At 35.9% G+C, this 13,339-nt stretch carries 13 protein-coding genes and 1 tRNA gene; 4 read left to right on the forward strand and 10 right to left on the reverse strand.

The genetic code is table 11. The features are described 5' to 3' along the window. Position 1 precedes the first annotated feature (1 nt). Genes asnS through CSC80_RS03715 form a run of 3 tightly spaced genes read left to right on the forward strand, consistent with a single transcriptional unit; the run spans position 2 to position 3,536 of the window. Positions 2-1,435, forward strand: coding sequence for an asparagine--tRNA ligase (gene asnS, locus CSC80_RS03705; RefSeq protein ID WP_099189838.1), 1,434 nt, complete (start codon positions 2-4; stop codon positions 1,433-1,435). A gap of 38 nt (positions 1,436-1,473) precedes the next feature. Continuing rightward, positions 1,474-2,931: an RNA polymerase factor sigma-54 gene (rpoN, locus tag CSC80_RS03710; RefSeq protein WP_099189840.1), complete on the forward strand. Its 1,458-nt coding sequence runs from the start codon at positions 1,474-1,476 to the stop codon at positions 2,929-2,931. Next, positions 2,931-3,536 (forward strand): hypothetical protein, encoded by a 606-nt coding sequence (locus tag CSC80_RS03715; protein WP_099189842.1) that lies wholly within the window; start codon positions 2,931-2,933, stop codon positions 3,534-3,536. The genes rpoN and CSC80_RS03715 overlap by 1 nt, the downstream gene beginning before the upstream one ends. On the opposite strand, the gene CSC80_RS03720 is transcribed toward CSC80_RS03715, so the two are convergent. From CSC80_RS03720 to CSC80_RS03755, 8 genes are all read right to left on the reverse strand, one after another. Continuing rightward, positions 3,531-4,199, reverse strand: a complete 669-nt coding sequence (locus CSC80_RS03720) for a porin family protein (RefSeq protein WP_099189844.1) — start codon at positions 4,197-4,199, stop codon at positions 3,531-3,533. The two genes, CSC80_RS03715 and CSC80_RS03720, sit on opposite strands and share 6 nt — an antisense overlap. A gap of 77 nt (positions 4,200-4,276) precedes the next feature. Beyond that, complete coding sequence (locus tag CSC80_RS03725; protein WP_058103977.1) at positions 4,277-4,759, reverse strand: biopolymer transporter ExbD; 483 nt, start codon at positions 4,757-4,759, stop codon at positions 4,277-4,279. Positions 4,760-4,782: 23 nt separating this feature from the next. Next, on the reverse strand, positions 4,783-5,388 hold the full coding sequence (locus tag CSC80_RS03730) for a biopolymer transporter ExbD (RefSeq protein WP_058103978.1): 606 nt from the start codon (positions 5,386-5,388) through the stop codon (positions 4,783-4,785). A gap of 13 nt (positions 5,389-5,401) precedes the next feature. After that, positions 5,402-5,833 (reverse strand): hypothetical protein, encoded by a 432-nt coding sequence (locus CSC80_RS03735; protein ID WP_058103979.1) that lies wholly within the window; start codon positions 5,831-5,833, stop codon positions 5,402-5,404. A gap of 25 nt (positions 5,834-5,858) precedes the next feature. Further along, positions 5,859-6,608, reverse strand: coding sequence for a MotA/TolQ/ExbB proton channel family protein (locus CSC80_RS03740; protein ID WP_058103980.1), 750 nt, complete (start codon positions 6,606-6,608; stop codon positions 5,859-5,861). 77 nt (positions 6,609-6,685) lie between these two features. Beyond that, positions 6,686-6,773 (reverse strand) — tRNA-Ser (locus CSC80_RS03745). Positions 6,774-6,844: 71 nt separating this feature from the next. Beyond that, the gene (locus tag CSC80_RS03750) at positions 6,845-7,870 is read right to left on the reverse strand and encodes an asparaginase (RefSeq protein WP_099189846.1); all 1,026 of its coding nucleotides are present in this window, start codon (positions 7,868-7,870) and stop codon (positions 6,845-6,847) included. 28 nt (positions 7,871-7,898) lie between these two features. Next, entirely contained in the window at positions 7,899-8,666 is a 768-nt protein-coding gene (locus tag CSC80_RS03755) for a TatD family hydrolase (RefSeq protein WP_099189848.1), read from the reverse strand. A gap of 37 nt (positions 8,667-8,703) precedes the next feature. On the opposite strand from CSC80_RS03755, the gene CSC80_RS03760 reads away from it, so the two are divergent. After that, the gene (locus CSC80_RS03760; RefSeq protein ID WP_099189850.1) at positions 8,704-9,153 is read left to right on the forward strand and encodes a retropepsin-like aspartic protease; all 450 of its coding nucleotides are present in this window, start codon (positions 8,704-8,706) and stop codon (positions 9,151-9,153) included. Between the two features lie 40 nt (positions 9,154-9,193). Here the strand turns inward: CSC80_RS03760 and odhB are convergent, their stop codons facing one another. Together odhB and CSC80_RS03770 are read right to left on the reverse strand one after the other, a co-directional pair. Further along, the gene (odhB, locus tag CSC80_RS03765) at positions 9,194-10,414 is read right to left on the reverse strand and encodes a 2-oxoglutarate dehydrogenase complex dihydrolipoyllysine-residue succinyltransferase (protein ID WP_099189852.1); all 1,221 of its coding nucleotides are present in this window, start codon (positions 10,412-10,414) and stop codon (positions 9,194-9,196) included. A gap of 25 nt (positions 10,415-10,439) precedes the next feature. Beyond that, positions 10,440-13,235 carry a 2-oxoglutarate dehydrogenase E1 component gene (locus tag CSC80_RS03770; protein WP_099189854.1) on the reverse strand — a complete coding sequence of 932 codons (2,796 nt, stop codon included), beginning with the start codon at positions 13,233-13,235 and terminating at the stop codon, positions 10,440-10,442. Positions 13,236-13,339 lie beyond the last annotated feature (104 nt).

The following is a 13,339-nucleotide window of genomic DNA, read 5'->3' on the forward strand; positions in this document are numbered from 1 at the left end:
CATGCGTTTAGTCACAATAAAAGAACTACTTTCAAGTAAAAACCTATTACAGGAAATAACCGTTAAGGGGTGGGTACGAACATTTAGAAGCAACAGATTTATTGCTTTGAACGATGGTTCAACTTTAGGTACAATTCAATGTGTAGTTGATTTTGAAAATTTTGATGAAGAATTATTGAAGAAAGTGAATACTGGTGCCGCCCTAAAAATATCAGGTACATTGGTAGAAAGCCAAGGCAGAGGGCAGTCTGTTGAAATCCAAGTTAGCCAATTAGAAATACTTGGTATAGCTGATCCAGATGAATACCCAATTCAGCCCAAAAAACATTCACTGGAATTTTTAAGGGAGAAAGCTCACTTAAGAATTAGAACCAATACCTTTTCTGCCATAATGCGCGTAAGGTCAACCTTATCTTTTGCCATTCATAATTACTTTAGGGAAAACGGATTTAATTATTTTCATGCACCTATAATTACAGGGTCAGATGCGGAAGGTGCTGGGGAAATGTTTCGTGTAACTACCTTAGATGATAAAAACCCACCGCTAACAGAAGAAGGTGATGTAAATTATAAAGAAGATTTCTTCGGAAAAGAAACCAATTTGACCGTATCTGGCCAATTAGAGGCAGAAGCATATGCCATGGCCCTAGGCAAAGTTTACACTTTTGGTCCCACTTTTAGGGCAGAAAATTCAAACACCTCAAGACACTTAGCCGAATTTTGGATGATTGAACCAGAAATGGCGTTCTTTGATCTTGATGCAAATATGGATCTTGCCGAAGACTTCATCAAAAATGTAATATCTTACACGTTGACCCATTGTCAAGAAGACCTTGAGTTTTTAGAGAAAAGATTGTTGGACGAAGAAAAGAGCAAACCACAGGCCCAACGTAGTGATATGGCCTTGATCGAGAAATTAAAGTTTGTTGTAGACAATAATTTTAAAAGGGTTAGCTATACCGAAGCAATTGAAATTCTTAAAAATTGTAAACCGAACAAAAAGAAGCAATTTACCTATCCAATTGAAGAATGGGGTACAGATTTACAGAGTGAGCACGAGCGTTACTTGGTAGAAAAACACTTTAAGTGTCCGGTAATTCTTTTTGATTACCCTGCCAAGATAAAAGCCTTTTACATGCGTTTAAATGAAGACGGCAAAACCGTTAGGGCAATGGATATATTATTCCCGGGTATTGGTGAAATCGTAGGAGGATCTCAACGTGAAGAGCGTTTAGATGTGCTTAAGGAAAAAATAAAAGATTTAGGTATTGACGAAAAAGAACTTTGGTGGTATTTAGATTTAAGAAAATTTGGAACGGCCGAACATAGTGGATTTGGTCTTGGATTTGAAAGATTGGTACTTTTTGCTACAGGCATGGGCAACATTAGAGACGTAATACCGTTTCCTAGAACACCACAGAATGCCGAATTTTAAGCAGATTTGGTTACTTTTACAAGTACTAGAAGAAAGTAATGCTAAAACAACATCTACAATTTAAATTATCCCAAAAATTATCTCCTCAGCAGATTCAGTTGATGAAGTTAATTCAGCTGCCTACACAGGCGTTTGAACAACGACTTAAACAAGAATTAGAGGAGAACCCGGCACTAGAGACCGGCAAGGAAGATTTGGATAACGTTGTTGATGAGTATGATGATGTTTATGATGACAATGCCGATAGCGAAACCATAAACACTGAGGACATCAATATAGATGATTACTTAAGTGATGATGAAATCCCGGATTACAGAACCAAAGCTAATAATTACAGTTCTGATGATGAGGAAAAAAGTGTACCCTACGCAGCCGGAATATCCTTCAATCAGCATTTAATAAATCAATTGAATACTGTTTACCTTTCTGATGAAGAATGGAACATCGCAGAATTTTTAGTAGGTAGTGTAGATGAAAGCGGTTATATAAGAAGACCAATTTCCGATATCATGGACGATTTGGCTTTTACCCAAAATGTTTATACTGACGAAGAAACCATTACCAGAATATTATCTATTGTACAAGAGTTAGACCCACCAGGTGTAGGTGCACGTACTTTAGAGGAGTGTTTAATAATACAGTTAGAGCGAAAAGATGTCACTCCAAGTATTGAACTTGCAACAGAGATCTTAAAAAAGTCTTTTGAACACTTCACAAAGAAACACTATCAAAAATTAATTCAAAAACACAATATCACCGAAACGGAATTGAAGGATGCCATCGGTGAAATAGAAAAATTAAACCCTAAACCAGGTGGATCCTATTCCGGAAATAATAGAATAGTTGAACATGTAGTTCCGGATTTTGCAATAAGAATAACCGAGGGAGAACTAGAGCTTACCCTTAATGGTAGAAATGCTCCAGAATTACATGTGTCTAGAGAATACAGCAATATGCTAAAAGGCTATAAAGAAGCCAAGGACAAATCTAAATCTCAAAAGGACACGGTTATGTTCATAAAGCAGAAATTAGATGCCGCAAAGTGGTTTATAGACGCTATAAGACAACGACAACAAACCCTATTCTTCACTATGAACGCCATCATGCAGTATCAAAAAGAATACTTCCTGACTGGAGATGAACGTAATTTAAGACCAATGATCCTTAAGGATATTGCAGATGAAATAGGAATGGATGTTTCTACGGTTTCTAGGGTTGCCAATAGTAAATATGTAGATACACCTTATGGTACCAAACTAATTAAAGAATACTTCTCAGAATCGATGAAAAACGAACAAGGAGAAGATGTTTCTACACGGGAAATCAAGAAAATTTTAGAAACGGTTATTCAAAACGAAACCAAAAAGAAACCGCTTACCGATGATAAATTAGCGGCTATTTTAAAAGAAAAAGGTTATCCCATAGCTAGAAGAACTGTTGCCAAGTATAGAGAGCAATTGAATATTCCTGTTGCACGCATGAGAAAAGAAATCTAATGAAGGTTTTTTCACAATTTACCTCATACTTACTTCATCCCCTATTTATACCCATTGGTGGCACTGTAGCTTATTTTCTCATTACACCCAAGTATACACCAATAGAAATAAAAAGTGCCAGTATACTGCCTATATTCATTCTTACTGTTATAATTCCAGTAGTAACTTATCTGATATTAAAAAATTTAGGTTTAGTAAACTCTATAGAGTTAAGTTCTATTAAAGAACGCAAATACCCACTTTACATTCACGCTAGCATCTTGCTGTTAATCTTATATAAAGTGATACCCAATAATTATGTAAGCGAGCTATATTTCTATTTCACCGGATTATTAGGAGCTACGATAGCATGTATATTATTACTGTTTTTTAACTTTAAAACAAGTTTACATACCGTTGGTATAAGCGGTCTCTTAATGTACCTTTTGAATTTGAGCATTCACTTTGAAATCAATTTAATATTGGCAATAAGCTTCTTTATATTACTAACAGGTGCAATTATAACAGCGCGTCTTTATTTAAAAGCCCATACAGGTATTGAAGTCATAATGGGTCTACTAATTGGCTTATTATCTCAGTTACTTACCGTACGCTTTTGGCTATAGAATATAGAAGATCAGACCAATACGTAAAGGTCTATATTGCAACACCTCTCCATTAACAGATGCATTGCCATTAAATAGTTCGGTAAGCGCATAATACGCATGTAAATTAAAGGTATTGTACCCAAAACTTAAGGTTAGTCCATACTGAAATTTGGTAAGATCGGTATTCTTAAAACCCTCACTTATATCACCAAGATCATACTTTGACCTAGCACCTAAAATATAAGCGGCCTTGATACCACCATAAATACGCCAGAATTTGTATTCATCTGCGGTGGAATTCCGCCATCTAAATTCCAATGGGAATTCCAAAAGGTGTGTTTCTAACTTACTTCTAGTTATATCATCATTGATACTATAACTAATATCATCGTTTAGAACATCTGCAACCAAGTTTGAATAATAACTGTTTAACGCCAAACCAGCTCCTACCCCTATAGCCTTAGTTCCGGCTTTATTTAAAGGTATATCTTTGATAATACCACCTTGCAGACCATATGATAAATTACGTTGATTAGACCCCTCCGGATGGTTTAAAATGAAATTATACGAAAGACCAACATAGAATTGATCCTCAAAATATCGGGGGTTATCCAATGTATCTAAAACCTCTTGGGCATTAGATTGTATTACCACCAAGAATAAAACAATACAGAAACGCATAAAGTAAAGTTAATGAAATAAAAAACGCTTCAAATAAATTTGAAGCGTTTTAAAATAAGTAATATTCTACTAACTAACTATTGTAGATTATTGAAAGCATCACCTTCATAGGTAGTATAATTTACCTTTAAAGCATTAACCTTTCTTAACTCTTGTTTAATATCGGATATTAATCCCATACTTGCGTTCTTATCGACTTTAAGTGCCGTGGTCAAAACGTTTTGAAGTTCTTGTGGCTTTTTAGCCCTTTCCATCAAAATGTAATCACCAACTTCAGATGGACTAGATAATTTATCGTTTAATTGAATCTTTGGCTCACTACCAAATAATTTCTCATATTCTTTAGTTGGCTTACCAACATAAATATAAATTACACGATCCTTCTTTTCAAGCTTCTTTACTTCACTAGCGTTAGGAAGTACATTTTCTACTTTCAAAGAACTATCCTTCATCACGGTTACCGTCATAAAGAAAAACAAAAGCATAAATACAATGTCAGGAAGGGAAGCTGTTGATACCGCAGGTACCTCTCCATCTTTTTTCTTTGCAAATTTTGACATAGTGTTACTTTTATTTTAATTAATTAATCACTTGAAGTTTCGGCCTCAGACAATTTCTGTGGAAACAAATCTTGAATCTTCTTTACCTTTTCCTTCAACTCTTCCTTTACATCGTCATCAGTTTCAGGGTTAAGATATTCAGCTTCCATATCAACGAAGTTCTTCTTATATAAACGCTGTGCCTCTCTATTTCTTAGATCGTTGTAAGCTCCTACAAGTTCGTTCTGCACAGTTATGTAAGTACTATACTTTGTTTCACGATCGTTCTTTAAAGAGATAATCGCTTTAGAAGGATTATCTGAAGATTCAGCATTTTTTCTTCCTTGACAATAAGAACATGTACCATCACCACCATTATCTAAAAAAGCCATGGCTTTTGATCTTAGGTCTTTAAGCTCAATCAACTCATCATCAGCCAATAATTGACCGTTCTTGTTGATGTTTACTTGAAAGATGTTCTTTTGTTTAATTACTACATCCGTATCGGGCGGTTCAATTGGTGGAAGCATACGATCCAATCCTGCATCCGTTTCAATAGTAGTTGTTACCAAGAAAAAGATAAGTAAAAGGAAAGCTATATCCGCCATGGAACCGGCACTTACTTCTGGTGCTCCTGCTCTTCTAGCCATAGTTTTCTATTTTTTATTTACTAAACATATTTTTAACAGCTGGTATAACCAAAGAAAGTACAGCGATAATAGTTAGAATAAAGAATACATTCAATCCCATTCCAATCTTTTTAATCGTACTCTCATCTTCCATTGCCAAGAATTCAGGATCAACATCCGTTCCACTTGCCAAGACATAAGAAACACCAACTACCAATAAAAAACCTCCTACTACAAACAATGTCTTTTTAAGACCTTGTGGGTTAGAAAATAAGTTTTTTAAAGTAAACACTAAACTAACCACAACAGCAATACCTAACAAAAGGTAAGTAATGATAAACATAGTATTCATAGCTCCACTTTGAGCAGCTTCAGCTGCCGGCATATCTGCACTTGGTAACAAGTACCAAAGCACTGCACTTAATACACCTATAGCAATTAATGCTATTTTAATAATTTTTTGCATAATTTTTAGGTATTAAAAGTGAAACTTATTTTTTGTGATCTACCAACATATCGATCAATGTAATAGAAGAATCTTCCATATCATTAACGATGCTATCAATTTTAGCGATAATATAGTTGTAGAAAATTTGAAGTATAATAGCCGTAATAAGACCGAATACCGTTGTTAATAATGCAACCTGAATATCACCTGCAATAAGAGATGCACTTAAGTTACCAACAGCAGCAATCTTTTGGAAGGCCTGAATCATACCAATTACCGTACCCATGAAACCAAGCATTGGTGCAATTGCAATAAATAAAGACAACCAAGAAACGTTTTTCTCCAATTGACCCATTTGAACACCACCGTAAGCAACAACAGCTTTTTCAGCAGACTCAATGCTCTCACCAGCTCTGTCCAAACCTTGATAGTAAATAGAAGCAACAGGTCCTTTTGTATTTCTACAAACCTCTTTTGCAGCCTCAACACCACCTGACGCCAATGCATCTTCAACTTGTTGTTTCAACTTGGCAGAATTTGTACTTGCCATGTTCAAATAAATAATTCTTTCAATAGCAACTGCCAAACCAAGGATCAAACATAAAAGAACGATACCCATGAAACCGGCACCACCTGTAATAAACATTTCTTTTAAAACCTGAGTAAATCCTTTTTCCGCTTCAGGAGCTCCTTCTTGAACTAGCAACGCTACTGCTGCTACTTTTGCACTTACAATATTTGTACCTGCTACAAATGCCCCAGCGACTGCTAGGCTTGGGAATAATTTTTTCATTTTTTCAAACTTAAATTAGTTAGTTAATAGGGTTAAAGATAAAAAAAAAACAATATAAAAAAAGTAAAACTTACTTGCAGAGAGGAAGGGATTCGAACCCTCGATACCCTTTTGGGGTATACACACTTTCCAGGCGTGCGCCTTCGACCACTCGGCCACCTCTCTAAGTTACCTTTTTTAAGGGTGGGCAAATAACAAAAAAAATATTAGTTATCGAAATTAAACTACTGTTAAATTTACAGCATTTCTCCACGCAAAGAGGTTTCGAAAACGGTTTTAAACAGGTCATGGGAAACACCACTACCCAATAGATACATAGCCTTGGTTATAGCAGCTTCAGTCGTAATATCCTTACCATTAACCACTTGCATTTTCTTTAATCTGGAACTTGTTTCATAATGCCCCATCATAACCGCACCACCAGAACACTGGGTGACATTAATTATATGAATTCCTTTATTTATTGCATTATTTAATTTCTTTAAAAACCATTCTTCCATTGGAGCATTTCCCGACCCATAAGTTTCCAAAACCAGCGCTTTTAAATTATTGGCGTTTAAAATTGCGTCGATAATATTTTCATTAATTCCCGGAAAAATTTTTAAAATAGCCACATTGTCATCCATATTTTTATGTGATTTTAACGGCAATTTTCGTTTTTGGGGCAGTAAATATTCTTTAAAAACCGATAAATGCACTCCCGATTCTATTAAATGAGGGTAGTTCAAAGAAGCAAAAGCTTGAAAATGTTCCGCATTTATTTTAGTAGTTCTATTTCCTCTATACAATTTATACTCAAAATACAACCCTACTTCTTGTATTACAGGTTTTCCTTTTTCATACAAAGCTGCAATTTGAATAGCAGTAATAAGGTTTTCTTTAGCATCTGTCCTTAAGTCTCCAATAGGCAATTGAGATCCTGTTAAAATTACCGGCTTTGAAAGGTTTTCCAACAAAAAACTTAAAGCAGACGCCGTATAACTCATAGTATCACTACCATGTAACACTACAAAACCATCATATTCATGGTATTTATCAGCGATAATATCTGAAATAGCGATCCAATGACCAGGGTTCATATTGGATGAATCTATAGGATAATCAAACGAAAAGCTTGATATCGTACAATCTAATTGATTAAGTTCTGGTATATTTTTTTGTAATTGCGAGAAATCAAAAGCCTTTAACGCTCCAGATGAATAATCTTTCATCATTCCGATCGTACCACCTGTATAAATCAATAAAATACTTCTTTTATCCATATCACAACTACCTATTATTCATTCAACTTTAAATACCGAACACTTCTCTAGAATTGTTAGTGGTCACTAACGCAATTTCTTCATTTGAAACCCCATAAACATCAGCCATTTTTTCCAGTACATTGATGATGTACGCACTTTCATTTCTTTTCCCTCTATATGGAGTTGGCGCCAGATAGGGTGAATCTGTTTCCAGTACAATATGCTTTAATTCTATCTCCTTTAAAAATGTATCTATTTTACCATTCTTAAATGTGACCACACCACCTATACCCAATTTCATATTATACGAAATAGCTTTTTTCGCCTGTTCAAGCGTACCGGTAAAACAATGAAAAATACCTCTTAGTCCATTACCCTTTTCCCCCTCCAATACTTCAAATACCTCATCAAAAGCATCACGACAATGTATGACAATAGGCAAATTCTTTCTTTTAGCCAGTTGTATCTGCTTTTTAAAAGCAATTTTCTGCTCTTTTAAATACTTCTTTTCCCAATATAAATCGATACCAATTTCACCCACTGCATAATAGGTATGTTTTTCAAGCATTTCCTCTACATGTAAGAGCTCTTGCTCAAAATTCTCATTTACATGTGTAGGATGTAATCCTGACATCAAAAACATGCGTCCTGGAAAATCCTTTTCAAGTGCCAACATGCTTTCCGTATAGGAAGAATCTATAGCGGGAATAAAAAACCTTTCCACTCCTAAATCAATTGCTTTCTCAATCGCTTCTTTTCTATCTTCATCAAAAGCCTCACTATATAAATGCGTATGCGTATCTGTTATAATCATGCGGCAAAAATAGGCTTATCTTTGAAAAAAATGAATTATGAGTACCCTCAAAAAATTTTTGAAGGATAAAGATTACGTACGCATTCCCTTAGAGTTAACCGCAACCGATCATTTTGAAATCTATGCCGAAATAAATTCGGTGCCAGGCAGATTTATATTGGACACAGGCGCATCGAATACCTGTATTGGTATGGATAAAATTGAGCATTTTAAATTAATTTCCGAAGAGTCTGTTATAAAAGCTGCCGGTGCCGGAGCCACGAATATGGAAACATTAGTCTCTAAGAGCAACACCATCAATTTAAATTCATGGAAATTTCACAATCTTGAAATTGTACTTTTCGATTTAAAACATGTAAACGAAGCCCTTACCGCACATAATGCAGAGCCGGTAGACGGAATTATAGGTGCCGATATTCTTAAAAAATCCAAAGCAATTATCGACTACGGTAAAAAATGCATCTATTTAAAAAAGAAAAAGCGTTGAGTTACCTCAACGCTTTTAACTTTATTCTAGTTTTAGCAAATTACATTTCCAAAGCTTTCTTAACGTTATTGTCCATCAATATTTCTTCCGGATTTTCTATTGCTTCTTTAATTGCCACCAAGAACCCTACAGATTCTTTACCATCAATAATACGGTGATCATATGACAATGCAACATACATAATTGGTGCAATAGCAATAGCCCCGTCACGTGCAATTGGTCTTTCAACTATATTATGCATACCCAATATAGCACTTTGCGGTGGATTGATAATAGGGGTAGACAACATAGAACCAAATACACCACCATTAGTAATAGTAAATGTACCACCAGTCATCTCATCAACGGTAATTTCACCTTCACGAGCTCTAATAGCCAATCTTTTCACTTCTGCCTCTACCCCTCTGAAGGTTAAGTTTTCAGCGTTACGAATAACAGGCACCATTAAACCTTTAGGACCCGATACCGCAATACTGATATCACAGAAATCATAAGAAATCATTTCCTTACCATCAATCATAGAATTTACGGCAGGGTACATTTCCAAGGCTCTAACTACAGCCTTTGTGAAAAATGACATGAAACCTAAACCAACCCCATGTTTGCTTTTGAAATCTTCTTTATACTTATTTCTTAGCTCAAAAATTGCTGACATATCCACTTCATTGAAAGTGGTCAACATTGCTGTTTCATTTTTTGCAGAAACCAATCTTTCGGCAACTTTTCTACGCAACATTGATAGTTTAGACCTAGATTCCCCACGACTACCACCTGTAGGCGACCCCATTGAAGGCACTGCATTTACAGCATCTTCCTTGGTAATTCTGCCATCTCTACCTGAACCGGAAACTGCACTACTATCCACACCTTTTTCATCTAAGATTTTCTTTGCTGCAGGTGATGGTACACCAGAAGCATAAGTTTCTTTAGCTTGAGCTGGCTGCGGAGCTTTTTCTGTTTTAGGCTCCTCTTTTTTCTCTTCTTTTGGTGCGCTTGCGGTTTTGGCTTCACCATCTGGTTTGGCCGCACCCGTATCAATTAAGCAAACAATGGCACCTACTGCAACAGCATCACCTTCCTCTGCTTTTAAAGTAATTGTACCACTTGCTTCAGCAGGCAATTCTAAAGTAGCTTTATCTGAATCTACTTCTGCAATCGCTTGATCTTTTTCTACATAATCACCATCTTCTACCAACCATTCTGCAATTTCCACCTCTGTGATAGACTCTCCCGGCGATGGGACCTTCATTTCTAGAATCATTCTTTCTATAATTTGATATGTTATTTTATTTTTTTGGTTTGGACATATTGTCCTTCGTTTTATCAAAAACGTAATCTATAACTTGTTGATGACGTGCTTTTGAACGCACAGAACTACCTGCTGCCGGAGCTGCATAAAAACGCCTTGAAGCAACCCTAAAAGTTCTAGCTTCGTCAAAATGCATTAATAAATGGCTCCATGCACCCATATTTCTAGGTTCTTCTTGAGCCCAAACAATATCGTCTGCATTCTTATATTTTGCAATGGCTTCCTTCATTTTCTTTTCCGGAATAGGGAACAATTGTTCTACTCTTACCAATGCAACATCATCTCTACTGTTCTCTTCTTTGACAGCTAAAAGATCATAATAGAACTTACCTGTACAGAATACCAATGATTTTACTTTTTTAGCATCCGCAGTCTCATCATCTATGACCTCTTGGAAACCACCACCTGTTAAATCCGCTATTTTAGACACAGCTTTTGGATGTCTCAACAAACTTTTAGGAGTGAAAATGATCAATGGCTTTCTAAAATTAGCCTTCATTTGTCTACGCAAAATATGGAACATTTGCGCTGGTGTAGTTACATCTGCTATGTACATATTATCTTTTGCACACAATTGCAAGTAACGTTCCATTCTAGCGGAAGAGTGTTCTGCACCTTGACCTTCATAACCATGTGGCAAGAGCATTACCAAACCATTTTGAAGTTTCCACTTATCTTCTGCGGCAGAAATATATTGGTCTATCATAATTTGGGCCCCATTACTGAAATCCCCAAACTGAGCTTCCCATATCGTCAATGTTTTAGGGCTGGCCATGGCATAACCATAATCAAAACCTACAACACCATATTCCGATAAAAGTGAATTATAAATCTGAAACTTTGCTTGCTTATCAGAAAGCTGGTTCAACAAGATTACTTCTTCCTCGCTCTCTTCAACCTTCATGACGGCATGACGGTGAGAGAAAGTACCACGTTCAACATCCTGTCCGGACATACGCACAGCATAACCTTCCTCTAAAAGAGAACCATATGCCAATAATTCACCCATGGCCCAGTCCAAATTATCCGCTTCAAAATACATATTGTAGCGATCTTTGACTAGTTTTTCTACTTTGCGTAAAAACTTTTTACCCTTTGGCAACGCAGTTATTACTTTGGCAATTTTATCTAATTTGGTCTTGGTGAACTTGGTATTCACCGGGTCCATCATTTCCCATTCACGAACATTTTCAAAACCTTTCCATTCATCTGCCATGAACGGGGTTATTACAGTTTTATCTTCCTTACGTGAATCTTCAAGTTTTTCCTCTAATGAATCTTTATACTGTTTTTCCAATTCAGAAACATAGGTATCGTCAATAACACCTTCTTGAATTAGTCTTTCAGCATAAATATCCCTTGGGTTCTTATGCTTGGAAATAGCTTTGTATAGTTTTGGCTGGGTAAATCTTGGCTCATCACCTTCATTATGCCCATACTTTCTATACCCTAACAAATCTATAAATACATCGCTCTCAAATTGCATCCTATATTCCAATGCAAAAAGTGATGCGTGTACCACAGCCTCGGCATCATCAGCATTAACATGCAATACTGGACTCAAAGTAACTTTGGCTACATCTGTACAATAGGTAGATGTTCTAGCATCTAGATAGTTAGTGGTAAATCCAATTTGATTGTTTACTACAATATGTATAGTACCTCCGGTTTTGTAACCATCAAGACCGGCCATTTGCACAACTTCATATACCAAACCTTGACCTGCTATGGCGGCGTCACCATGTACTACAATAGGAAGCACTTTTGAAATATCATCTTGATAGTCCGCATCTTGCTTTGCCCTTGCAATACCTTCAACCACTGCACCTACAGTCTCTAAGTGAGAAGGATTTGGTGCAATGCTCATGTTAATTTTATTTCCGTTATCAGATTTTCTATCTGAAGTCCAGCCTAGGTGATACTTAACATCGCCATCAAAAATCTCCTGCTCATAATCCTTACCATCGAATTCACTAAAAATATCTTTAGCCGATTTTCCGAAAATATTGGTTAGAACATTTAATCTTCCACGGTGTGCCATACCCATAACAAACTGCTTTACGCCCATTTCTGCGGCACGCTCAACAATTACATCTAAGGCAGGTATCAATGATTCATTCCCTTCTAAGGAGAATCTTTTCTGACCTACATATTTTGTATGCAAAAAAGTCTCGAAAGAAATGGCATGATTCAACTTTTTAAGAATATGCTTTTTTCTATCCGGCTCAAAATCAGGATGGTTGTCATTGACATTAATCCAGTCTTGAATCCATTTTACACGCTCTGGTTTTCGAATATACATATACTCAACACCAATAGCATCGCAATAGATACTTTGTAAATGTCTAACAATTTCTTTGAGGGCACTTGGACCTATACCAATTATATCACCTGCATTAAAAACGGTTTCAAGATCAGACGATGAAAGTCCGAAATTTTCTATTTCCAATGAAGGCTCATAATGTCTTCGCTCACGAACCGGGTTTGTTTTCGTAAATAAGTGACCTCTGCTTCTATAACCGTCAATAAGTCTGATTACCTGAAACTCTTTTTGCAAGGATTCTGGCATTTCACTCTTATTACCGTTTACTACAACAGTAGTTCTGTTCTCATCAATTTCAAGTTCATCTAATGAACTTTCCATCCCTAAGTCGAATCCTTGAAAAAAGGCTCTCCAACTTGGTTCTACACTATCCGGATTTACTAAATACTTATCGTATAACTCTGAAAAAAAAGAGGTATGAGCGGTATTCAAAAAGGAATATTTATCCATGAATTACTTTCTGTATCTTTAGAATAAATTTCTAACAAAAATACAACATTTACAATATCTAACGATAGAATGCCAAGTATTATTGAAAAAAATGAAACTTTAAA

The sequence above is a fragment of the Maribacter sp. 6B07 genome, assembly GCF_002700155.1.
In the GTDB taxonomy this organism is placed as follows: Bacteria; Bacteroidota; Bacteroidia; order Flavobacteriales; family Flavobacteriaceae; genus Maribacter; species Maribacter dokdonensis.

What these genes read in the sequence shown, in the direction of transcription:
- odhB (WP_099189852.1), bottom strand. Translation starts at nt 10,414, where the DNA reads ATGATTCTAGAAATGAAGGTCCCATCGCCGGGAGAGTCTATCACAGAG.
- CSC80_RS03720 (WP_099189844.1), bottom strand. Translation starts at nt 4,199, where the DNA reads ATGCGTTTCTGTATTGTTTTATTCTTGGTGGTAATACAATCTAATGCC.
- rpoN (WP_099189840.1), top strand. Translation starts at nt 1,474, where the DNA reads ATGCTAAAACAACATCTACAATTTAAATTATCCCAAAAATTATCTCCT.
- CSC80_RS03760 (WP_099189850.1), top strand. Translation starts at nt 8,704, where the DNA reads ATGAGTACCCTCAAAAAATTTTTGAAGGATAAAGATTACGTACGCATT.
- CSC80_RS03755 (WP_099189848.1), bottom strand. Translation starts at nt 8,666, where the DNA reads ATGATTATAACAGATACGCATACGCATTTATATAGTGAGGCTTTTGAT.
- CSC80_RS03740 (WP_058103980.1), bottom strand. Translation starts at nt 6,608, where the DNA reads ATGAAAAAATTATTCCCAAGCCTAGCAGTCGCTGGGGCATTTGTAGCA.
- asnS (WP_099189838.1), top strand. Translation starts at nt 2, where the DNA reads ATGCGTTTAGTCACAATAAAAGAACTACTTTCAAGTAAAAACCTATTA.
- CSC80_RS03725 (WP_058103977.1), bottom strand. Translation starts at nt 4,759, where the DNA reads ATGTCAAAATTTGCAAAGAAAAAAGATGGAGAGGTACCTGCGGTATCA.
- CSC80_RS03750 (WP_099189846.1), bottom strand. Translation starts at nt 7,870, where the DNA reads ATGGATAAAAGAAGTATTTTATTGATTTATACAGGTGGTACGATCGGA.
- CSC80_RS03715 (WP_099189842.1), top strand. Translation starts at nt 2,931, where the DNA reads ATGAAGGTTTTTTCACAATTTACCTCATACTTACTTCATCCCCTATTT.
- CSC80_RS03770 (WP_099189854.1), bottom strand. Translation starts at nt 13,235, where the DNA reads ATGGATAAATATTCCTTTTTGAATACCGCTCATACCTCTTTTTTTTCA.
- CSC80_RS03730 (WP_058103978.1), bottom strand. Translation starts at nt 5,388, where the DNA reads ATGGCTAGAAGAGCAGGAGCACCAGAAGTAAGTGCCGGTTCCATGGCG.
- CSC80_RS03735 (WP_058103979.1), bottom strand. Translation starts at nt 5,833, where the DNA reads ATGCAAAAAATTATTAAAATAGCATTAATTGCTATAGGTGTATTAAGT.